Source organism: Pseudomonas mosselii (assembly GCF_005796105.1).
Lineage (GTDB): Bacteria > Pseudomonadota > Gammaproteobacteria > Pseudomonadales > Pseudomonadaceae > Aquipseudomonas > Aquipseudomonas mosselii_C.
Genome location: NZ_VAUO01000010.1, coordinates 81,300 through 103,229, shown reverse-complemented (window position 1 = coordinate 103,229; position 21,930 = coordinate 81,300). Strand labels below are relative to the sequence as shown.

Annotated in this window: 21 protein-coding genes; 16 read left to right on the top strand and 5 right to left on the bottom strand. The window is 62.7% G+C overall.

Annotation, left to right across the window (positions count from 1 at the left end; all coding sequences use genetic code 11):
• The first annotated feature begins 216 nt into the window (after window positions 1-216).
• The 3 genes from aat to infA all read left to right on the top strand — a co-directional run bounded on the left by aat (window position 217) and on the right by infA (window position 1,988).
• Window positions 217-897, top strand: a complete 681-nt coding sequence (gene aat / locus FEM01_RS19245; RefSeq protein ID WP_138221062.1) for a leucyl/phenylalanyl-tRNA--protein transferase — start codon at window positions 217-219, stop codon at window positions 895-897.
• A 61-nt stretch (window positions 898-958) separates the two neighbouring features.
• The gene (locus FEM01_RS19240) at window positions 959-1,666 is read left to right on the top strand and encodes an arginyltransferase (RefSeq protein WP_138221061.1); all 708 of its coding nucleotides are present in this window, start codon (window positions 959-961) and stop codon (window positions 1,664-1,666) included.
• A gap of 103 nt (window positions 1,667-1,769) precedes the next feature.
• Entirely contained in the window at window positions 1,770-1,988 is a 219-nt protein-coding gene (gene infA, locus FEM01_RS19235) for a translation initiation factor IF-1 (protein ID WP_002553999.1), read from the top strand.
• A 110-nt stretch (window positions 1,989-2,098) separates the two neighbouring features.
• Here the strand turns inward: infA and clpA are convergent, their stop codons facing one another.
• Window positions 2,099-4,369, bottom strand: a complete 2,271-nt coding sequence (clpA, locus tag FEM01_RS19230; protein WP_138221060.1) for an ATP-dependent Clp protease ATP-binding subunit ClpA — start codon at window positions 4,367-4,369, stop codon at window positions 2,099-2,101.
• A gap of 30 nt (window positions 4,370-4,399) precedes the next feature.
• Window positions 4,400-4,774, bottom strand: coding sequence for an ATP-dependent Clp protease adapter ClpS (gene clpS, locus FEM01_RS19225; protein WP_138221059.1), 375 nt, complete (start codon window positions 4,772-4,774; stop codon window positions 4,400-4,402).
• A 230-nt stretch (window positions 4,775-5,004) separates the two neighbouring features.
• On the opposite strand from clpS, the gene cspD reads away from it, so the two are divergent.
• Window positions 5,005-5,265 carry a cold shock domain-containing protein CspD gene (gene cspD / locus FEM01_RS19220; RefSeq protein ID WP_138221058.1) on the top strand — a complete coding sequence of 87 codons (261 nt, stop codon included), beginning with the start codon at window positions 5,005-5,007 and terminating at the stop codon, window positions 5,263-5,265.
• Between the two features lie 66 nt (window positions 5,266-5,331).
• Here the strand turns inward: cspD and icd are convergent, their stop codons facing one another.
• Window positions 5,332-6,588 carry an NADP-dependent isocitrate dehydrogenase gene (gene icd / locus FEM01_RS19215; protein WP_138221057.1) on the bottom strand — a complete coding sequence of 419 codons (1,257 nt, stop codon included), beginning with the start codon at window positions 6,586-6,588 and terminating at the stop codon, window positions 5,332-5,334.
• A gap of 540 nt (window positions 6,589-7,128) precedes the next feature.
• Here icd and FEM01_RS19210 point away from each other — a divergent pair.
• The 12 genes from FEM01_RS19210 to FEM01_RS19160 all read left to right on the top strand — a co-directional run bounded on the left by FEM01_RS19210 (window position 7,129) and on the right by FEM01_RS19160 (window position 20,259).
• Entirely contained in the window at window positions 7,129-9,354 is a 2,226-nt protein-coding gene (locus FEM01_RS19210; RefSeq protein WP_138221056.1) for an NADP-dependent isocitrate dehydrogenase, read from the top strand.
• Window positions 9,355-9,543: 189 nt separating this feature from the next.
• On the top strand, window positions 9,544-9,984 hold the full coding sequence (locus FEM01_RS19205; protein ID WP_138221055.1) for an NUDIX hydrolase: 441 nt from the start codon (window positions 9,544-9,546) through the stop codon (window positions 9,982-9,984).
• A 58-nt stretch (window positions 9,985-10,042) separates the two neighbouring features.
• Window positions 10,043-11,167: a tRNA 2-thiouridine(34) synthase MnmA gene (gene mnmA, locus FEM01_RS19200; protein WP_138221054.1), complete on the top strand. Its 1,125-nt coding sequence runs from the start codon at window positions 10,043-10,045 to the stop codon at window positions 11,165-11,167.
• Window positions 11,164-11,790 (top strand): high frequency lysogenization protein HflD, encoded by a 627-nt coding sequence (gene hflD / locus FEM01_RS19195; RefSeq protein ID WP_138221053.1) that lies wholly within the window; start codon window positions 11,164-11,166, stop codon window positions 11,788-11,790. Before mnmA ends, hflD begins: the two co-directional genes overlap by 4 nt.
• Window positions 11,791-11,993: 203 nt before the next feature.
• Window positions 11,994-13,364 (top strand): adenylosuccinate lyase, encoded by a 1,371-nt coding sequence (gene purB, locus FEM01_RS19190; protein ID WP_138221052.1) that lies wholly within the window; start codon window positions 11,994-11,996, stop codon window positions 13,362-13,364.
• Window positions 13,365-13,445: 81 nt separating this feature from the next.
• Window positions 13,446-14,615 (top strand): cupin domain-containing protein, encoded by a 1,170-nt coding sequence (locus tag FEM01_RS19185; RefSeq protein ID WP_138221051.1) that lies wholly within the window; start codon window positions 13,446-13,448, stop codon window positions 14,613-14,615.
• Window positions 14,605-15,042 (top strand): GNAT family N-acetyltransferase, encoded by a 438-nt coding sequence (locus FEM01_RS19180; protein WP_138221050.1) that lies wholly within the window; start codon window positions 14,605-14,607, stop codon window positions 15,040-15,042. Before FEM01_RS19185 ends, FEM01_RS19180 begins: the two co-directional genes overlap by 11 nt.
• A 202-nt stretch (window positions 15,043-15,244) precedes the next feature.
• Window positions 15,245-17,188: a DNA topoisomerase III gene (locus FEM01_RS19175; RefSeq protein ID WP_138221049.1), complete on the top strand. Its 1,944-nt coding sequence runs from the start codon at window positions 15,245-15,247 to the stop codon at window positions 17,186-17,188.
• A gap of 118 nt (window positions 17,189-17,306) precedes the next feature.
• Window positions 17,307-17,435, top strand: coding sequence for a hypothetical protein (locus tag FEM01_RS24525; RefSeq protein WP_276610951.1), 129 nt, complete (start codon window positions 17,307-17,309; stop codon window positions 17,433-17,435).
• Window positions 17,428-17,988, top strand: coding sequence for a helix-turn-helix domain-containing protein (locus FEM01_RS19170; RefSeq protein WP_138221048.1), 561 nt, complete (start codon window positions 17,428-17,430; stop codon window positions 17,986-17,988). The genes FEM01_RS24525 and FEM01_RS19170 overlap by 8 nt, the downstream gene beginning before the upstream one ends.
• Window positions 17,989-17,998: 10 nt before the next feature.
• Window positions 17,999-19,348 (top strand): glutamine synthetase family protein, encoded by a 1,350-nt coding sequence (locus tag FEM01_RS19165; protein WP_138221047.1) that lies wholly within the window; start codon window positions 17,999-18,001, stop codon window positions 19,346-19,348.
• Window positions 19,349-19,479: 131 nt separating this feature from the next.
• On the top strand, window positions 19,480-20,259 hold the full coding sequence (locus FEM01_RS19160; RefSeq protein ID WP_138221046.1) for a TSUP family transporter: 780 nt from the start codon (window positions 19,480-19,482) through the stop codon (window positions 20,257-20,259).
• Here the strand turns inward: FEM01_RS19160 and nudC are convergent.
• Window positions 20,227-21,057, bottom strand: coding sequence for an NAD(+) diphosphatase (gene nudC, locus FEM01_RS19155; protein WP_138221045.1), 831 nt, complete (start codon window positions 21,055-21,057; stop codon window positions 20,227-20,229). The two genes, FEM01_RS19160 and nudC, sit on opposite strands and share 33 nt — an antisense overlap.
• A 33-nt stretch (window positions 21,058-21,090) precedes the next feature.
• Window positions 21,091-21,903 (bottom strand): crotonase/enoyl-CoA hydratase family protein, encoded by an 813-nt coding sequence (locus FEM01_RS19150; protein WP_138221044.1) that lies wholly within the window; start codon window positions 21,901-21,903, stop codon window positions 21,091-21,093.
• Between the last annotated feature and the right edge of the window lie 27 nt (window positions 21,904-21,930).

The window sequence follows — 21,930 nt, the reverse complement described above, 5'->3', positions numbered from 1 at the left end:
AATTTGAGCACGCATTTTCTTTCGTGACAAAGGCTTATGCTGTATTTTTGCACAGGTGTGACAGCAAATCCGGCAGATGGTGCCTGGCGATTGATCAATACACCGGCACAGCGGATGCCTTCGCAGGCCAACCTGCAACCGATCCTGCTGGCGATTGACCCTGAAATGCGCACGCGCCATGCTGGTCGCCCTCCCCTCCCCCACCGCTTAAGACCCATGCTGACCTGGCTGACCCGCGACTCACTGACCTTCCCACCATTGGCAAAGGCCTTGCACGACCCCAACGGCCTGCTTGCCGTCGGCGGCGACCTGACGCCCGAGCGCCTCATCGCCGCGTATCGGCATGGCTGCTTCCCGTGGTATCAGGACGGTCAACCGATCCTCTGGTGGTCGCCAGACCCGCGCACCGTGCTGCTGCCCCACGAGCTGCACGTCTCACGCTCGCTGGCCAAGCTGATGCGCCAGGGCCGCTACCAGGTCAGTTTCGACCGCGACTTTGCCGCCGTCATCGACGCCTGCGCTGCGCCGCGCACCTACGCCGACGGCACCTGGATCACTGACGATATGCGCGCCGCTTACTGCGAGCTGCACCGTCGCGGCATCGCTCATTCAGTGGAAGTGCGCCAGGACGGCGAGCTGGTCGGCGGCTTGTATGGCCTGGCCATGGGCCAGCTGTTCTTCGGGGAATCGATGTTCAGTCGCGCCGACAACGCCTCCAAGGTGGGCTTCGCGACCCTGGTCGAGCATCTCAAGCAAGCAGGCTTCGTGCTGATCGACTGCCAGATGCCCACCGATCACCTGCACAGCCTGGGTGCCCGAGCCATCAGCCGGGCAGACTTCGCCGAATACCTGGCGCAGCACCTGGACAAGCCCAACACCGCCACCTGGGTTGCCTAGGCGAGTTTTTCGGAGCTGGCTTACACTTAGAGACAAAGTCCCACCCAAAAAGGGGTTGATCATGACAGAGCTGGCGCGGTTGAAGTTTTATGCCACTCAACCCCACTCCTGCAGCTACTTGCCGAACGAGCAGGCCACCACGCTGTTTCTCGACCCGAGCCAGCCGATGGACGTGCACGTCTATGCTGACCTCTCGGAAATGGGTTTCCGGCGCAGCGGCGATCACCTCTATCGCCCACACTGCCAGCACTGCAACGCCTGTGTGCCAGCACGCATTCCCGCCGCGCGCTTCATCCCCAATCGCCAGCAGCGGCGCATCCTCAAGCGCAATGCCGATATCAGCGTCACCGCAGCGCGCCCCGTCTTCACAGAAGAATACTTCGACCTGTACCGGCGCTACATCGAACAGCGCCACGCCGATGGTGACATGTACCCACCCAGCCGCGACCAGTTTTCGACGTTCCTGGTGCGCGACTTGCCGTTCTGCTGGTTCTACGAATTCCGCCTGGAAGGCCACCTGATGGCCGTAGCGGTGTGCGACCTGCTGCCCAACGGCCTGTCGGCGGTCTACACCTTCTACGATCCTGATCAAGAGCGCCGAAGCCTGGGTCGTTTCGCCATCTTGTGGCAAATCACCGAAGCGTTGCGCCAGGATCTGGAGGCGGTCTACCTGGGCTACTGGATCAAGAACTGCAAGAAAATGAACTACAAGACTCAGTACCGCCCCATCGAACTGCTGATCAACCAACGCTGGGTCAGCCTCAACTGAAAGCATTGGCTTGAAACACAATTTTCGGGCATAATTCACGCCACTTTTTTTGCCCGGTGCAGTCACGCGTCGGGCCAACACTGGATACCGAGGGCTTTACTGCATGTCGAAAGAAGACAGCTTCGAAATGGAAGGCACTGTCGTCGACACCCTGCCCAACACCATGTTCCGCGTGGAGTTGGAAAACGGGCACGTCGTTACCGCGCACATCTCCGGCAAGATGCGCAAGAACTACATCCGAATTCTGACTGGCGACAAGGTCCGCGTCGAACTGACGCCGTACGACCTGAGCAAGGGCCGCATCACCTACCGTGCGCGCTAAGCTCCAGCCATGAAAAAGCCCGGCCAAGTGCCGGGCTTTTTCATGGCTGGACGAAACAGCGCCGCAGGCGCCCGCCCCCAACCTGGAAGCAGGCACCCCGACCCTGGGCCTTACGCCACCTCAGCGGTGGTTTCGTAGTCGAACACCAGCTCGCCGTCGTGCAGGTCGATGTGCACCACACCGCCATGCTCGGCCAACTCGCCGAACAGGATCTCCTCGGCCAACGGCCGCTTGATCTTGTCCTGGATCAACCGCGCCATAGGCCGCGCGCCCATCGCCACGTCGTAGCCGGTGGTCGCCAGCCAGCCACGGGCAGCGTCGGAAACCTCCAGTAGCACACGTTTGTCCTCCAACTGCGCCTGCAGCTCGATGAGGAACTTATCGACGATGCTCTTGATCGTCTCATGGGACAGACGACCAAACTGGATAATGGTGTCCAGACGGTTGCGGAACTCCGGCGTGAAGCTCTTGCGAATGACTTCCATCGCATCGGAGGAGTGGTCCTGATGCGTGAAGCCGATCGAGGCCCGCGCGGCGGTTTCAGCACCGGCGTTGGTGGTCATGATCAGGATCACGTTACGGAAGTCGGCCTTGCGCCCGTTGTTGTCGGTCAGGGTCCCGTGGTCCATCACCTGCAACAGCAAGTTGAAGACTTCCGGGTGGGCCTTCTCGATTTCATCGAGTAGCAATACGCAGTGCGGTTGCTTGGTGATCGCCTCGGTCAGCAGACCGCCCTGATCGAACCCTACATAGCCAGGCGGTGCACCGATCAAGCGCGAAACGGTGTGGCGCTCCATGTACTCGGACATGTCGAAGCGAACCAACTCCACCCCCAGCGCCTTGGCCAACTGACGGGCAACCTCGGTCTTGCCCACCCCGGTAGGGCCGGCGAACAAGAACGAGCCGACTGGTTTGTCCGGCGCCTTGAGCCCGGCACGGGACAACTTGATGGCGGTGGATAGCGAGTCGATTGCCGCGTCCTGACCGAATACGGTCAGCTTCAGGTCACGCTCCAGGTTACGCAGCAGCTCTTTATCGGAACTGGTGACATGCTTGGGCGGAATCCGCGCGATTTTGGCGACAATATCTTCGACCTGCGGCACATCAATGCGCTTGACGCGACTGGCTTCGGGCTGCAAACGCTGATAGGCGCCGGCCTCATCAATCACGTCGATGGCCTTGTCCGGCATATGCCGGTCGTTGATGTAGCGCGAGGCCAGTTCGGCAGCGGCGCGCAGGGCTTCGTCGCTGTACTCGATGTTGTGATGGCTCTCGAAACGCCCTTTCAGTCCACGCAGGATGCCCACGGTATCTTCCACCGACGGCTCGGTGACGTCGACCTTCTGGAAACGCCGCGCCAACGCCCGGTCCTTCTCGAAGATGCCACGGAACTCCTGGAAGGTGGTCGAGCCAATGCAGCGAATATCGCCGGACGACAGCAACGGCTTGAGCAGGTTGGAAGCATCCATCACGCCCCCGGACGCAGCACCGGCACCGATGATGGTATGGATCTCGTCAATGAACAGGATCGCCTGCGGGCGCTTACGCAACTCGCCGAGCAGCGCCTTGAAGCGCTTCTCGAAGTCGCCACGGTATTTGGTACCGGCCAGCAGCGCGCCAAGGTCGAGCGAGTAGACCACACTCTGCGCCAACAAATCAGGCACTTGCCCGTCGACGATGCGCTTGGCCAGGCCTTCGGCGATGGCGGTCTTGCCGACACCAGCCTCGCCCACCAGCAGTGGGTTGTTTTTGCGGCGGCGCGCCAGGATCTGCGCGACCCGCTCGACCTCCTGCTCACGCCCCACCAGTGGGTCGATACGTCCGGCACGGGCCAGTTCGTTAAGGTTGCTGGCGTAGGCATCCAGCGGATTGCTCGACGAAGACGACTCACCGCCCTCCTCGTCCTGCATGTCCTGGTCGTTTTCGGTATGCGGGCCATGGCCAGGCACCTTGCTGATGCCATGAGCGATGTAGTTGACCACATCGATACGGGCCACGCTCTGCTGCTTGAGCAGGAACACGGCCTGGCTTTCCTGTTCGCTGAAAATGGCCACCAGCACATTCGCCCCAGTGACTTCGCGCTTGCCGGAACTCTGCACGTGGAACACGGCACGCTGCAGCACCCGCTGGAAACCAAGCGTCGGCTGCGTCTCGCGATCCTCGTCATGCACGGGAATCAGCGGCGTGGTGGAGTCGATGAACTCTTGCAGGTCGTGCTTGAGCTTGTCGAGGTTGGCGCCACAGGCGCGCAGAACGGTCGCGGCGGCTTCATTGTCAAGGAGTGCCAGCAACAGGTGTTCGACGGTCATGAACTCATGACGCTTAGAACGGGCCTCCTTGAAGGCCAGATTGAGGGTGACTTCGAGCTCGCGGTTTAACATAGCTTCACCTCATACCCAAGTGGTCGGCGATTAACCGTCCTTCTCGATTTCACAGAGTAGCGGATGCTGGCTTTCCCTGGCGTATTGGTTGACCTGCATGGCCTTTGTTTCGGCGATGTCCCGGGTAAACAATCCGCATACTGCCCGCCCTTCGGTATGGACGGTCAGCATGATCTTCGTTGCCAGCTCGCGGTTCAGATTGAAGAACGTCTCGAGCACTTCGACGACGAAATCCATCGGTGTGTAGTCATCGTTGAACAAAACCACCTTATACATCGGTGGCGCCTGCAGAAGCGGCTTGGCCTCCTGTACCGCAAGGCCCGCGCCGTCATCCTCATGCCCGTCCTCATGCGACTGCGGGCGATCCTGATTGAATGTTAGTCGAATCTTACTGAGTACATGCATGGAAAGAATTTCATCATGATCGACACGTTAAGGTTGTGGGTTGACCGCTCAGGCCTTGTACGGCGTGGGCGCCGGGTGACCTTGACTATCGGCAAAACGGTGTTACAACCAATAAGAACCCACCGTGGGCGATAAAGATCCGCGCAGTCAACCAGATTTTCTCGCATGGTTCGTATGCGGATGACGTGGATGATACTCCAGTGATGGAGTCCTTGCAGAGGGACATAGGGATGGCAAGCGGCAAAGTCAAGTGGTTCAACAATGCCAAGGGTTACGGATTCATCAACGAGGAGGGCAAGACAGACGACTTGTTTGCCCACTTCTCGGAGATTCAAATGGAGGGCTACAAGTCGCTCAAAGCCGGCCAGACCGTCACCTTCAGCATCGTCCAGGGACCCAAGGGGCTGCACGCAGTAGGCATTACGGTCGGCATCACGGAAGTCGCCAAGTCGGCAGCCGACATTTGCCCGCGCGACACCGTCAAAGCCTGACACCTCTGCGCTGAAAGAAAACAACCGGTCGCCAACGGCGCAGCCAGCGACCGGTTTTTTCGTGCACTACATGTGCTTGATCATTGCATCACCAAAGCCTGAACTGCCGACCAACGTGGCACCCTCCATAAGGCGCTCGAAATCGTAGGTCACCGTCTTGGCTGCAATTGCCCCGTTGGTCCCCTTGATGATCAGGTCGGCCGCCTCGGTCCAGCCCATATGCCGCAGCATCATCTCCGCCGACAGGATCACCGAGCCCGGATTGACCTTGTCCTGCCCGGCATATTTGGGCGCCGTGCCGTGGGTGGCTTCGAACATCGCCACGCTGTCGGAGAGATTGGCACCCGGCGCGATACCGATACCCCCCACCTCCGCCGCCAGCGCGTCAGACAGATAGTCGCCGTTGAGGTTGAGCGTGGCGATGACATCGTACTCAGCCGGACGCAGCAAGATTTGCTGAAGCATCGCATCGGCGATGGCGTCCTTGACGATCACTTCACGGCCGGTTTTCGGATTCTTGAACCTCATCCATGGGCCTGCGTCGAGCAATTGGGCGCCGAACTCATCCCTGGCCACCTCGTAGCCCCAGTCCTTGAAGGCTCCCTCAGTGAACTTCATGATGTTGCCCTTGTGCACCAGGGTCAGCGATTCGCGGTCGTTGTCGACGACGTACTGCAAGGCCTTGCGCACCAGGCGCTGGGTACCCTCCTTCGAAACGGGCTTGATACCGATGCCGCAATCCTGGTCGAAACGGATCTTGGTGACGCCCATTTCCTCCTTGAGGAATTTGATCACCTTGTTCGCCTCGGCAGAACCGGCCTTCCACTCGATCCCGGCATAGATATCCTCCGAGTTCTCGCGAAAGATCACCATGTCGACATCGCCCGGTTGCTTGACCGGGCTCGGCACGCCCTGAAACCACACGACCGGGCGCAGGCACACATAGAGATCCAGTTGCTGGCGCAGGGCAACGTTGAGCGAGCGGATACCGCCGCCGACCGGCGTGGTCAGCGGACCTTTGATCGACACCACGTACTCCTTGACCGCATCGAGGGTTTCCTGGGGTAGCCAGGTGTCCTGGTCATAGACTTGGGTGGCTTTCTCGCCGGCGTACACCTCCATCCAGGCGATCTTGCGCTTGCCGCCATAAGCCTTGTGCACGGCAGCGTCCACCACCTTGATCATCACGGGCGAGACATCCACGCCGATGCCATCGCCCTCGATGTAGGGAATGATCGGGTTGTCGGGAACATTGAGCGAATGGTCCGCATTGACGGTGATCTTGCTGCCGTCGGTCGGAACCTTGATCTTCTGGTATCCCATGCTGCACTACTCCGCTTTTCCTGGTGTGAGTGGAAATCGAGCGCTGCAATGAGCCTAAACCAGCTTTTCCGAGCTGCAAGCTTGAGGCGGCAAGCGGCAAGCAGCTCGCAAGCCTCTCAAGCGACTGCACTGACCCGAAACTCGCAGGACCAACGGACCCGCAGCCCATGCTGCTTGCCGCTCGTAGCTCGAAGCTTGCCGCCGCCCCTGTGCGACAACCCGCCACATTGTCGCTACGTCTTTGGTCTTATAAATGGCGTGATCGCACTTGACCTTGCTGAATAGGCCATTTGGTTTGATATACTGCGCCGCGACCATAGGGTCACTGGGGCGAACCCTTGGAAAATGCGGCTCGCCCTTGGTCATGAACGACCAGAAGCCTGGGTTGTTACCGTAGCCCAGCACTTGACGCTCGACTGATGCATCCACCATCACCGCTCGCAGCCTCTCGACTATCCGCTCATGGCGTCGCCAGGGCGAAGCGCCTACCCTGCGCACCTCGAGACTCGAGTACGCTCAGCACATAGAGAGTTAACCCGCATGCCCACCCGTTCCAAGATCATCTACACCTTCACCGACGAAGCCCCCGCCCTCGCCACCTACTCGCTGCTGCCGATCATCGAAGCCTTCACCGCTTCGGCTGACATCGCCGTAGAAACCCGCGACATCTCCCTGGCTGGCCGTATCCTCGCGGCGTTCCCGGAGCATCTGGGCGCAGAGAAGCAGGTAGGCGATCACCTGGCGGAACTGGGCCAACTGGCCACCACTCCAGAAGCCAACATCATCAAGCTGCCGAACATCTCCGCTTCGGTTCCGCAGCTCAAAGCCGCGATCAAGGAACTGCAAGCCAAAGGCTTCAACATCCCTGACTATGCCGACGAACCGGCCAGCGCCGAAGAGAAAGAATCCCGCGCGCGCTACGACCGCATCAAGGGCAGCGCCGTGAACCCGGTCCTGCGCGAAGGTAACTCCGACCGCCGCGCCCCCCTGTCGGTCAAGAACTACGCACGCAAGCACCCACATAAAATGGGCGCCTGGGCTGCCGACTCCAAATCCCATGTTGCCCACATGACCCAGGGCGACTTCTACGGCAGCGAGAAAGCCGCACTGATCGAGGCTGACGACAGCCTGCGCATCGAGCTGGTCGGCAAGGACGGTTCCACCACCGTCCTGAAAGAAAAAACCGCCGTCAAGGCCGCCGAAGTCGTCGACTGCGCCACCATGAGCCGCAAAGCCCTGAAAGCCTTCATCGCCGAGCAGATCGCCGATGCCAAAGCCTCCGGCGTACTGCTGTCGGTACACCTGAAAGCCACCATGATGAAGGTCTCCGACCCGATCATGTTCGGCGTGATCGTCGAAGCGTTCTACGGCGAAGTGCTGGCCAAGCACGCAGACGCCCTGAGCGAAGTCGGCTTCAACGCCAACAACGGTATCGGCGACCTGTACGCCCGTATCAAAGACCTGCCCGCTGAAAAGCAAGCCGAAATCGAAGCCGACATCCAGGCCCTGTACGCCGTACGCCCGGCGCTGGCCATGGTCAACTCCGACAAAGGCATCACCAACCTGCACGTACCGAGCGACGTCATCGTCGACGCCTCGATGCCGGCCATGATTCGCGACTCGGGCAAAATGTGGAACACCGCAGGTGAGCTGCAAGACGCCAAGGCGGTCATCCCAGATCGCTGCTACGCCGGCATCTACCAGGCCACCATCGAAGACTGCAAGCAGCATGGCGCCTTCGACCCGACCACCATGGGCAGCGTACCGAACGTCGGCCTGATGGCGCAGAAAGCCGAAGAGTACGGCTCCCACGACAAGACCTTCCAGGTCAAGGCCGACGGCGTCGTACGCGTGGTCGACAGCAAGGGCAACGTCGTGCTGGAGCAGAACGTCGAAGCTGGCGACATCTTCCGCATGTGCCAGACCAAGGACGCGCCGATCCAGGATTGGGTCAAGCTGGCCGTCAACCGCGCCCGCCTGAGCAACACGCCTGCGGTGTTCTGGCTGGACCCGGCTCGTGCCCACGACGGCGTGATGATCGAGAAAGTGCAGAAGTACCTGAAAGATCACGACACCACTGGCCTGGACATCCGTGTTCTGGCGCCGGTCGACGCCATCAAGTTCTCCCTGGCCCGCATCCGCGAAGGCAAGGACACCATCTCGGTGACCGGCAACGTGCTGCGCGACTACCTGACCGACCTGTTCCCGATCATGGAACTGGGCACCAGCGCCAAGATGCTGTCGATCGTGCCGCTGATGAACGGCGGCGGCTTGTTCGAAACCGGTGCTGGCGGCTCGGCACCGAAGCACGTACAGCAGCTGGTCGAAGAGAACTTCCTGCGCTGGGACTCGCTGGGTGAATTCCTGGCTCTGGCCGCCTCGCTCGAGCACCTGGGCAACACCTACGACAACCCACGTGCCAAAGTTCTGGCCAACACCCTGGACCAGGCGACCGGCAAGTTCCTCGACACCAACAAGTCGCCTTCGCGCAAAGTCGGTGGTATCGACAACCGCGGCAGCCACTTCTACCTGACCCTGTACTGGGCCCAAGCCCTGGCTGCTCAGAGCGACGACGTCGCACTGCAGGCACGCTTCGCACCGCTGGCCAAGACCCTGACCGAGAACGAAGCGACCATCGTCGCCGAACTCAACGCCGTTCAGGGCAAACCGGCCGATATCGGCGGCTACTACGCCCCGGACGCCGAGCTGACAGCCAAGGTGATGCGTCCAAGCCAGACCCTGAACAGCGCCATCGCAGCACTGTAAGGTTCGCTTGAAGTAACAACACAAACCCCGGCCACGCACCGGGGTTTGTGCTTTCTGGATCACTGATTTCCGGCAGCGAGCGCCCCCTGTGGGAGCGGGTTCACCCGCGAAAGCGTCAGTGGCTGCACCTACGCATTCGCGGGTGAACCCGCCCCCACAGTGTCCGCATCCGCCCTGAAGGAGCTGTTAATGACCTGGCAACCCCACATCACCGTCGCCACGATCGTCGAGCACGACGGCAAGTTTCTGTTCGTCGAAGAATTCAAGGCCGGCCAGCATGTCTTCAATCAGCCGGCCGGGCACCTCGAAGCGAACGAAACCCTGGCCCAGGCCGCCCTGCGCGAAACCCTGGAAGAAACCGCCTGGGAAGTCGAACTGACCGGCGTGGTCGGCATCTACCTCTATACAGCCCCCAGCAACGGCGTGACCTACCAGCGCATCTGCTTCGCCGCCCGCCCGCTGCGCCATCACCCGGACCTGGCCCTGGATAGCGACATCGTGCGCTCCGTCTGGCTGACCCGCGACGAACTGCTGGCCGAGCCCACGCGCTGGCGCAGCGAGCTGGTGCCACGTTGCCTGGACGATTACCTGGCAGGTCCGCTGCACAGCCTCACACTGCTACGCGACTGACGCCACGCTGCGGGTTTGCTAGAATCCGCGCTTTTCCCCCTGATACACACCGGTAACCATGACCAGCCCAGCACTCAAAGACCCCGCCAAGACCCGCGTCATCGTCGGCATGTCCGGCGGCGTGGACTCTTCCGTCTCCGCCCTTCTGCTCATGGAGCAGGGCTACCAGGTGGAAGGGCTGTTCATGAAGAACTGGGAAGAGGACGACGGCACCGAATACTGCACCGCCCGCGAAGACCTGGCCGACGCTCAGGCCGTGTGCGACCGTATCGGCATCAAGCTGCACACCGCCAACTTCGCCGCAGAATACTGGGATAACGTGTTCGAGCATTTCCTCGAAGAGTACAAAGCCGGCCGCACGCCCAACCCGGACATCCTCTGCAACCGCGAAATCAAGTTCAAGGCGTTCCTCGACTACGCCATGTCGCTGGGCGCCGACCTGATCGCCACTGGCCATTACGTACGCCGCCGCGACACCGGCGCACTCACCGAACTGCTCAAGGGCCTGGACCCGAACAAGGACCAGAGCTACTTCCTGCACGCCGTTGGCGGCAAGGAAATCGCCCGTACCCTGTTCCCGGTAGGTGAGCTGGAAAAACCCGAGGTCCGCGCCATCGCCGAAAAACACGGCCTGGCCACCGCCAAGAAGAAAGACTCCACCGGGATTTGCTTCATCGGCGAGCGCCGCTTCAGTGACTTCCTCAAGCAGTACCTGCCCGCCCAGCCTGGCAACATCGAAACCACCGACGGAGAGGTAATCGGCCGCCACCATGGCCTGATGTACCACACCATCGGTCAGCGCCAGGGCCTGGGCATCGGCGGCCTCAAGGACGCCAGCGACGAGCCGTGGTACGTGCTGCACAAAGACCTGACCCGCAACGTGCTGGTGGTCGGCCAGGGTAACGAGCACCCGTGGCTGTTCTCCCGCGCCCTGCTGGCCTCGGAGATTTTCTGGGTCAACCCGATTGACCTGTCCAGCCCGCGCCGACTCACGGCCAAGGTGCGCTACCGCCAAGGCGACCAGCACTGCACCCTGGAGCAAACCGACAGCGGCTACCGCGCGGTGTTCGACGAGCCGCAGCGCGCGGTCACGCCCGGCCAGTCCGTGGTGTTCTACCACGGCGAAGTGTGCCTGGGCGGCGGTGTAATCGAAGTCGCCGAGCCGTGGAGCCCGCGCCCATGAATACCGTGCAGGAGCAACTGATCGCCCTGGGCGGCGTGTTCCAGGCTGCCGTGCTGGTGGACCGTATCGCCCGCACCGGCCAGGCCAGCGAGGCCAACATTGGCTGCATGCTCGGCAGCCTGCTGGTGCGCGACCCCAAGGATACCCTCGAGGTATTCGGCGGCGACGACCTCAACCTGCGCGACGGCTACCGCGCGCTGGTCGGCGCCTTAGAGCGCGACCCCAGCAGCCTGCAACGCGAGCCGCTGCGCTACGCGCTGTCGATGCTGGGCCTGGAGCGCCAGCTGAACAAGCGCGGCGACCTGCTCGACACCATCGGCAACCGCCTGCCGCAGATCCAGTCCCAGGCCGAGCACTTCGGCCTGGTTCACGATAATGTCATCGCTTCCAGTGGAGCCTTGTACCAGGACACCCTGAGCACCCTGCGCCAGCGTATCCAGGTGCACGGCGACATGCGCTTCCTGCAACAGGCCAGCAACGCCTCGAAAATCCGCGCCCTGCTGCTCGCCGGTATTCGCGCCGCGCGCCTCTGGCGGCAACTGGGCGGACACCGCTGGCAGTTGGTGTTCAACCGACGCAAGCTGCTCAAAGAACTGTACGGCATGATGCGCACAGCTGATTGACGCAAAACCTGTAGGAGCGGCCTTGTGCCGCGAAAGGCGCGCGAAGCGGTCCCGACCATAGATGCCGCGACCAAGATCCTGGGCCCTTTCGCCACGCGAGACCGCTCCTGCACGGGCTGACCTTTGGTCAGCCACCCGACTCCGGCGCATTTTTCATGTATGATATGCGCCCTTCCAAAAGCCTGACTGTCCGAGAACACCCCATGCAGCTTTCTTCGCTCACTGCGGTTTCCCCTGTAGACGGCCGTTACGCCGGCAAAACCCAGGCCCTGCGCCCCATTTTCAGCGAATTCGGTCTGATCCGTTTCCGCGCCCTGGTCGAAGTACGCTGGCTGCAGCGCCTGGCCGCCCACCCGCAAATCGGCGAAGTGCCGGCCTTCAGCGCCGAAGCCAACGCCGTGCTGGACAGCCTGGCCACTGACTTCAAGCTCGAGCACGCCGAACGCGTCAAAGAGATCGAGCGCACCACCAACCACGACGTCAAGGCCATCGAGTACCTGCTCAAGGAGCAGGCTGCGCAACTGCCTGAGCTGGCCAAGGTCAGCGAGTTCATCCACTTCGCCTGCACCAGCGAGGACATCAACAACCTGTCCCACGCCCTGATGCTGCGCGCTGGCCGTGACGACGTGCTGCTGCCGCTGATGCGCCAGATCGCCGAGTCCATCCGCGCCCTGGCTCACCAGCATGCCGACGTGCCAATGCTGTCGCGCACCCACGGCCAACCGGCTTCGCCGACCACCCTGGGTAAAGAGCTGGCCAACGTGGTCTATCGCCTGGAGCGCCAGATCGCCCAAGTGGCCGCCGTGCCGCTGCTGGGCAAGATCAACGGTGCCGTCGGTAACTACAACGCCCACCTGTCGGCCTACTCGCAGATCGACTGGGAAGCCAACGCACGTGCCTTCATCGAGGACGAGCTGGGCCTGCAATTCAACCCGTACACCACCCAGATCGAGCCGCACGACTACATCGCCGAGCTGTTCGATGCGATCGCCCGCTTCAACACCATCCTCATCGACTTCGACCGCGATGTCTGGGGCTACATCTCGCTGGGCTACTTCAAACAGAAGACCGTTGCCGGCGAAATCGGCTCCTCGACCATGCCGCACAAGGTCAACCCGATCGACTTCGAGAACTCCGAAGGCAACTTAGGCATCGCCAACGCACTGTTCCAGCACCTTGCCAGCAAGCTGCCAATCTCCCGCTGGCAGCGTGACCTGACCGACTCCACCGTGCTGCGTAACCTGGGCGTGGGCTTCGCTCACAGCGTCATTGCCTACGAAGCCAGCCTCAAGGGCATCGGCAAGCTGGAAGTCAACGCCGCCCGTATCGCCGCCGACCTGGACGCTTGCTGGGAAGTCCTCGCAGAGCCGATCCAGACGGTAATGCGCCGCTTCAACATCGAGAACCCCTACGAGAAGCTCAAGGAGCTGACCCGTGGCAAGGGCATCACCCCTGAAGCGCTGCTGACCTTCATCGACGGCCTGGACATACCGGCCGAGGCCAAGGCAGAACTCAAGCAATTGACGCCTGCGACCTACATCGGCAACGCAGTGGCTCAGGCCAAACGCATCTAAGCGATCCGTCGCGTACAACGCCCGGCCTCGCCGGGCGTTTTTATTCCCGTACGAAAACTAAGTTTTTTCAATAGGTTGAACATGAATTCTGATACTCCACTGCAACTGCTGGGCGGCCTGACGGCCCGTGAATTCCTGCGCGACTACTGGCAGAAAAAGCCGCTGCTGGTACGCCAAGCGTTCCCCGACTTCGTCAGCCCCATCGATGCCGACGAGCTGGCAGGCCTGGCGCTGGAGGAAGAGGTCGAATCGCGCCTGGTGCTCGAACACGGCGAGCGTCCGTGGGAACTGCGTCGCGGTCCGTTCGCCGAAGATGCCTTTGCCGACCTGCCCGAACGTGACTGGACCCTGCTGGTCCAGGCGGTGGATCAGTTCGTCCCGGAAGTGGCCGAACTGCTCGAAGAGTTCCGCTTCCTGCCCAGCTGGCGTATCGACGACGTGATGATCAGCTACGCCGCCCCCGGTGGCAGCGTCGGCCCGCACTTCGACAACTACGACGTGTTCCTGCTGCAAGGCGACGGCACGCGTACCTGGAAAGTCGGTCAGATGTGCGACAGCGACAGCGCCCTGATCGACCACGCCGACCTGCGCATCCTGGCCGACTTCCAACAGAGCGAAGAGTGGACCTTGGAGCCAGGCGACATGCTCTACCTGCCACCGCGCCTGGCCCACTACGGTATCGCCGAAGACGAGTGCCTGACCTATTCGGTCGGCTTCCGCGCTCCGAGTGCTGCCGAGGTACTGACCCACTTCACCGACTTCCTCAGCCAGTTCCTGCCCGACGAAGAGCGCTACAGCGACGCCGACGCCACGCCTGCGGCCGATCCGCACCAGATCCAGCACGATGCCCTGGACCGCCTCAAGGCGCTGATCGACAAGCACATGAACGACAAGGACCTGCTGCTGACCTGGTTCGGCCAGTTCATGACTGAGCCGCGCTACCCTGAGCTGGTAACCGGCGAAGCCCTGAGCGAAGAAGAGCTGCGCGACAGCCTTGAGCAAGGCGCCATCCTGATCCGCAATCCAAGCGCGCGCATGGCTTGGTCGGAGGTCGAAGATGACCTGTTGTTGTTCGCCAGCGGCCAGAGCCGCCTGCTGTCGGGTCACCTGCGCCCGCTGCTGAAGCTGATCTGCGCCGCTGACGCCCTGCACATCGAAAACCTGAGCAAGTGGATAGCCGATGAAGAAGGTCTGACGCTGATCTGCCAGCTCATCAAGCAAGGAAGCCTGGGGTTTGCCAATGACGAATAAGATCAGCGTTCGCCTGGCGGACTGGCACAAGGACAACGCCGACATCCACCGTATCCGCAGCGCTGTGTTCGTTGCCGAGCAGCACGTGCCGCCGGAGCTTGAGTTCGACGCCGAAGACCCCACCGCCGTGCACTTCCTGGCAATGGAAGGCGACTACCCCATCGGCACCGCGCGCCTGCTGCCCGACGGTACTATTGGCCGGGTGTCGGTCCTCAAGGACTGGCGCGGCCTGCACGTGGGCGATGCGCTGATGCGCGCGGCCATCAGCGAGGCGCAACATCGCGACCTCAAGCAGCAGATGCTCAGCGCCCAAGTCCATGCCACGCCGTTCTACGAGCGCCTGGGTTTCCGGGTGGTCAGCGAGGAGTTCCTCGAAGCTGGCATCCCGCATGTCGACATGGTGCGCGATTCCCGCGAGGTCATCTGACCGGCTGAATCCGCCGCTCCCCCGCCCGAGACGCGAGGGAGCGGCAGCTGCCCCCCCCAGCACGCTAGTGTTTCCCCAGCCCGAGCGGCCCCTGTCAGAAACGCTGACAAAAAACCTGTACATACATACAGATAAAGCTTGCCTGCACGTCTTCGGTTGCGCATCCTAGTGCGCACCTCAAAGAATGAATCCTCTTCGCGCCATGCGCCTTTTTCTCTGCGAAAAGCCTTCCCAGGCCAAAGACATCGCCAAGGTACTCGGCGCCAACCGCCGAGGTGACGGCTGCTGGCAAGGCCCGGACCTCTGCGTTACCTGGTGCATCGGCCACCTGCTCGAAACCGCCCCGCCCGATAGCTATGACGAGCGCTACAAGCGCTGGACCCTCGAAGACCTGCCGATCATCCCCGATAAATGGAAGATGACCGTCAAGCCCAAGACCGCCAGCCAATACAAGGCGGTCAAGCGTCTGCTGGGTGAGGCGCGAGAACTGGTGATCGCCACCGACGCCGACCGCGAAGGCGAGATGATCGCCCGCGAACTGGTTGAACATTGTCGCTACCGCGGCCCGATCCAGCGCCTGTGGCTCTCGGCCCTGGACGACGCCTCGATCCGCAAGGCGCTTGCCCGCCTGCTACCCGGGCAGGAAACCTTCAACCTTTATCACTCGGCACTGGGCCGCTCGCGCGCCGACTGGCTGATCGGCATGAACATGAGCCGGTTGTTCACCCTGCTGGGCCGCCAATCCGGCTATCAGGGCGTGCTGCCGGTAGGCCGGGTACAAACCCCCACGCTGCGCCTGGTGGTCGACCGCGACCGCAGCATCGCCGACTTCGTGCCGGTGCCGTTCTGGGCCATCGAGGTCCAGTTGCACAGCGCGGGGCACATGTTCTGTGCCCAATGGCACGCACCACAAGACACCTGCGATGACCAAGGCCGCTGCCTGAACCAGGCCCAAGCCCAACAGGCCGCCCAAGACATGCAGAGGGCGGGCAGCGCGCAGGTGAGCCAGGTGGCCACTGAACGTGTACGCGAGGCTGCGCCACTGCCTTTCGACCTTGGCACGCTACAAGAGGTGTGTTCGAAGAAGCTCGGCCTGGGCGCCCAGGAAACCCTCGATATCGCCCAGGCGCTGTACGAGACTCACAAGCTCATCACCTACCCGCGCAGCGACAGCGGCTACCTGCCCTTGAGCCAGCACGGCGAGGCGCCCGGTATTCTCAACGCCTTGCAGCGAGCCGACGCCAGCCTTGCGCCGTTGCAACCTTACCTGCAACCCGAGCGCCGCTCGCGGGCCTGGAACGATCAGAAAGTCAGTGCCCACCACGGCATCATCCCCACCGCCGCCGCCAGCGACCCAGCACGCCTGCCGCCTAAGTACAAGGCGGTGTATACCCTGATCCGTGCGCGCTACCTGGCGCAGTTTCTGCCCAACCACGAGTACGACCGCACCCAGGCCGACTTCGATTGCGCCGGGCATGCCCTGCGCGCGGTAGGCAAGCAGATCGTCGAGCCCGGCTGGCGTCGCGCCCTGCCCGAGGCGCTGACACCGGCCAAAGGCCGCGAAGCCCCCGCGCCTCAGGTCCTGCCTGAGCTACGCCAGGGGCAAGACTGCGCGGTGCACGGATTGCAACTCAAGGACCTGTGGACCCAGCCACCCAAGCCGTTTACCGAAGGTGACCTGATCAAGGCCATGAAAAACGTCGCCAAACTGGTCGACGACCCACGACTCAAGCAGAAGCTCAAGGAAACCACCGGCATCGGCACCGAAGCCACCCGCGCCAGCATCATTCAAGGCCTGCTCGACCGGGGTTACCTGGTCAAGCAGGGCAAGGCCCTGAGCGCGACCCCAGCGGCTTTCGGCCTGATCGACGCGGTGCCTCGGGCCATCGCCGATCCGGGCACTACCGCGATCTGGGAGCAGGCACTGGACATGGTGCAAAGCGGCGACATGAGTCTTGATGAATTCGTCACCCGGCAATCGGCGTGGATGGGCAAGCTGGTGCAACGCTGCGCCGGCATGCGCCTGACCATCACCGGGCAGGTGCTGGGCAAGGCCGCCGCGCCATGGAAGAAAAAGCGCAAAGCCGCCGCCAAAGGCAAGCCAACGGGCAAACCGAAACAACCCAGGCGCAAGGCCGCCAGTTGAGCTGAATGCTGCGCCAGATCAAATCGTGATAGGCCGCAAACCGACCGCGACTGGCGCAATGAAATTCTTCTGCTAATTTTCATGAAAATAGGCAGAGCGAATTTCACGAGGCTTCGACATGTCCAAGCAGTCTGCCCAACACGTCGCCAGCTACGGCGTCCAGGCGTTACCGGCCGGCCGCAACTTGCTAGCCGCACCCTGGGAGGCGGCGGCCAAGGCCTGGTGCAGGATTCGCGAGCATGTCTGATCCGAGCAAGGACGCACAACTGCTGGCCCGGCTGGTACGCGATCTGCGCAAGCATCGCGGCCTGACCCTGGACGAGCTGGCCGGGCGGGTCAACCGCTCGCTGGGTTTTCTGTCGCAGGTCGAGCGCGGCCTGTCGCGCCCCACCGTGGCCGATCTCACCGCCATCAGCGAAGCGCTGCACGTTCCCACCACCTATTTCTATCAGGCGACTACGCCCCACGCCCTCGACTGGGTCACCCGCCCCGGCGAACGACGCACCCTGTACTACGCCGCCGGCGTGACCGACGTGCTGGTCTCGCCCACCCTCAATGGCCGCTTCGCCATGCTCGAAAGCCACCTGGCGCCCGGCGCCAGCAGCGGCGAAGGGCATTTGGACGACAGCTCCGAACAGGGTGGTTTCGTACTGGAAGGCGAGTTGACCCTGTGGCGCGAAGGCCATGAGGGCGCCGTCACCCTGCGCGCCAATGACAGTTTCCAGCTACCGCCGCACAGCCAGTTCCGCTATGCCAACCTGACCGACCAGGCGACCCGGGTTCTCTGGGTCTTCCGCTAAGAGCATTGCAATGACACAGACAACGAACGCCACCTTGCTCGACGAAGTCCGCGCCTTTCGCTTGCAGCATCCCGCTGTGCGCTATGTCGACCTGATCAGCCTGGATATCCCCGGGCATTTCTACGGTAAGCGCTACCCCATCGACATGCTCGAGAAAGTCGCCGCTGGCAGCCCCCTGAAACTGCCGCAGAACTGCGTGCTGCTGGGCACCCAGGGCGGGTTGTTTCCGATTGGCGACTACTGCTTCGGCGACGGCGACCCGGACGCCCCACGGCGTCTGGTGCCCGGCACCCTGAAACCGGTGACCTGGGAGCGCGAGCCGCTGGGGCAGATGCTGATCAGCTCCGACGGCACTGCCGCCCCCATTGAGTTCGAGCCCCGCGAGGTCCTGGCCCGGGTACTGCAACGCCTGGAACAACGCGGCATCCGCCCGGTGGTAGCCTTCGAACTGGAGTTCTACCTGTTCGACCGCGCCCTGAAAGACGGCCTGCCGCAGTTCCCCCGCGATCCGTTCAGCCACGACCCGGATGATCAGCCGAACATGCACATCGAGCGCCTGTCGCGCTTCTCGGACGTGCTGCACGACATGGTCAGCAGCGCCAACGCCCAGGGGGTGGATGCCAACGTGATCACCGCCGAGCTGGGTCCAGGGCAGTTCGAGATCAACTTCAACCATTGCGACGACGGCCTGCGCGCCGCCGACTGGGCGGCGATGTTCTGCCGCAGCACCCGTGGTGTCGCGCTCAAGCACGGCCTGCGCGCTTCGTTCATGAGCAAACCTTACCTGGACGCCCCCGGCAGCGGCATGCATGTGCACGTCAGCCTGTTCGATGCGCCCGGCAACAACCTGCTGGCCGCCGACCAACAGCGCCCCTTGCGTCACGCCGTGGCCGGCTGCCTGGCACTGCTACCGCACTGCATGCCGATCTTCGCGCCCAACCACAACGCATTTCGCCGCTACGGCGCCATGGTCAACGCCGCCAGCCGCGCCAGCTGGGGTTTCGAGGACCGCGATGCGTGCATCCGCATCCCCGAGTCCGATGCACGCAACCTGCGCATCGAGCACCGCCTGGCCGGCGCCGACGCCAACCCCTATCTGGTGCTGGCGGCGATTCTGTGCGGCATGGAGCACGGCCTTGACGCGGCGCAGGAACCCATCGCGCCGCTCAACCAGGACCGCACCAGCGGCATCGACTTTCCCAAGGACATGCCCGGCGCCGTGGCGGCCATGTGCGGTCATCCGGCAGTCAACCAGGGGTTGGGCAAGGAGTTCGTGATGGTGTACTGCGAAAACAAGCGCCAGGACCACCTGGCGTTCCTGCATGAAGTCAGTGCACGGGAGTATCGCTGGTTCCTCTAGCCGCAGCGCCGGCCGCTTCGCAGCGCCACCCGCCAGGCACCGGCACTGGCAACCCGCACGCGCCAGGATTACCATGTCTGCCTTCGCGCGCGGCCATTGCCGCCCCCTGCCGTCCTGCCTGCCTGAACCCCATGCCTTTCGAACTCACCGTAGAACCTCTCACCCTGCTGATCCTCGCCTTGGTCGCCTTCGTCGCCGGTTTCATCGATGCCATCGCCGGCGGTGGCGGGCTGTTGACCACCCCCGCCCTGCTCACCGCCGGCATGCCGCCGCATCTGGTACTGGGGACCAACAAGCTCAGTTCCACCTTCGGCTCAGCCACCGCTGGCTTCACCTACTACCGGCGCAAGCTGTTCGATCCAGCGCAGTGGCGCCCGGCGCTGTTCGCCACACTGGTGGGGGCGCTGCTGGGTGCGGTGATCGCCCACTACATGCCGGCCGAGTGGCTGAACAAGATGCTGCCGGTCATTGTCTTCGCCTGTGGCATCTACTTGCTGTTCGGCGGCACGCCCAAGGCGCCGCTGGACGCCGATGCTCCGATCAAGAAGAAATGGCAGGCCCCGCAAGGCTTCACCCTGGGCTTCTACGACGGCGTCGCCGGCCCAGGCACCGGCGCGTTCTGGACCGTCAGCACACTGCTGCTCTATCCCATCGACCTGGTACGCGCCAGCGGCGTGGCGCGCAGCATGAACTTCGTCAGCAACATCGCGGCGCTGACGGTGTTCATCATTTCCGGGCAGGTCGACTACATCGTTGGCCTGTGCATGGGCCTGTCGGTAATGGTCGGTGCGTTCTTCGGCGCACGCACGGCGATCAGCGGCGGCAGCAAGTTCATCCGCCCGGTGTTCATCACCGTGGTGCTGGCCCTGACCGTACGCCTAGCGTGGCAGCACTGGTTCGGGCAGGCCTAAGCGCCGCGCCACATACAGGTCGATCAGGTAACGGGCGATGGAGCGCCCGGCCGGCAGCGGCGGCAGGTCGTGCACGTTGAACCATTGCGCGTCCTCGATCTCGTCCGGCTGCATCACGATGTCACCGCCAGCGTATTCGGCATGGAAGCCCAGCATCATCGAGTGCGGGAATGGCCAGCACTGGCTGCCAACGTACTGGATGTTCTTCACCTGCACCGCCACCTCTTCGCGCACCTCGCGCACCAGGCAATCCTCGGCCGACTCGCCTGGCTCGGCAAAGCCCGCCAGGGTGCTGTAGACGCCAGTGACAAAACGCGGCGAGCGGGCCAGCAGCACCTCGTCGCCACGGGTGACCAGCACGATCATGCTCGGCGAAATGCGCGGGTAGCTGCGCAGGTCGCAGCGCTGGCAGTGCATGGCCCGCTCCCACTGAATCTGACTCATCGGCTGGCCGCAACTGCCACAAAACCGGTGCTCGCGGGCCCAGGTGCCGATTTGCGCGGCGTAGCCGAGCACTTTGTAGGTATCGAAATCGCCTTCGAGCATGAAACGCCTCAGCCCTTGCCAGGCACAGCCCGGCACCTCAGCGGCGCTGCGCAGTTCGAGCAGGAACACCGCCTCACCCTCGAAGTGGCCGATACCGTGCTCGCAGAGCACGTCCAGGCCCTGGCGCTTGAGCCAATCGCGGGGGAACAACGCACCGTTGGCGTCGAACAGAAACCCCTCCGGGCTACGGGCCACGGCAAGCCCTCCGGCGATCTGCGGGTCGAGTACTGCGGTTGTCCAGCGTGCTGACATGGTGCTGCCCCTAAAGGACGCCCGCCGCAGCGGTCAGTCGGCGAACGTCGGTTGCTGTTTGCTCATGTGGGCGGCCACGGCCACCCGCAAGTCTTCGGACTGCAACATGGCGGCGTTCCAAGTGGCGATGTACTCCAGGCCATCGTCGATACGATGGTCGCGCATGTAGCTGAGCATCTGCTTGGTGCCGGCCACGGCGACCGGTGATTTTGCGGCAATTTCGCGGGCAATGGCAAAGACCCCGTCCAGCAGCGCCGCCGAGTCATCGTAAACCCGGTTGACCAGGCCGATGCGCAGCGCTTCTTCGGCCTGGACCGTACGGCCGGTGTAAGCCAGCTCGCGCAGAATGCCGTCGCCGATGATACGCGGCAAACGTTGCAGGGTGCCGACATCGGCGGCCATGCCCATGTCGATTTCCTTGATCGAGAACTGCGCGTCGCGCGCGCAGTAACGCATGTCGCAGGCTGAGACCAGGTCGATGGCACCGCCGATGCAATAGCCTTGAATCGCCGCCAGTACCGGCTTGCGGCAGTTGTCCACGGCATTGAACGAGCCTTGCAGGCGCAAGATGGTGCTGCGCAGCAGGCGAGCGTTACGTCCCACGTCCTTGCCCATCTGCCCGGCAAGCGAGGCCAGCATCATCAGGTCGATGCCGGAGGAGAAGTGTTTGCCAGCGCCGCTGATCACCACCGCCCGCACCGCGTCGGTGTCGTCGATCCAACGGAAGATATCGATGATTTCGCTCCAGAACGCGGCGTTCATCGCGTTGATCTTTTCCGGGCGGTTGATCTGAACGTGAGCAATGTTATCGGTCAGTTCCACCTTGAATGCGGTGTATTCGGTCACGGGCGACACTCCTGTGGCGAGAAGGGT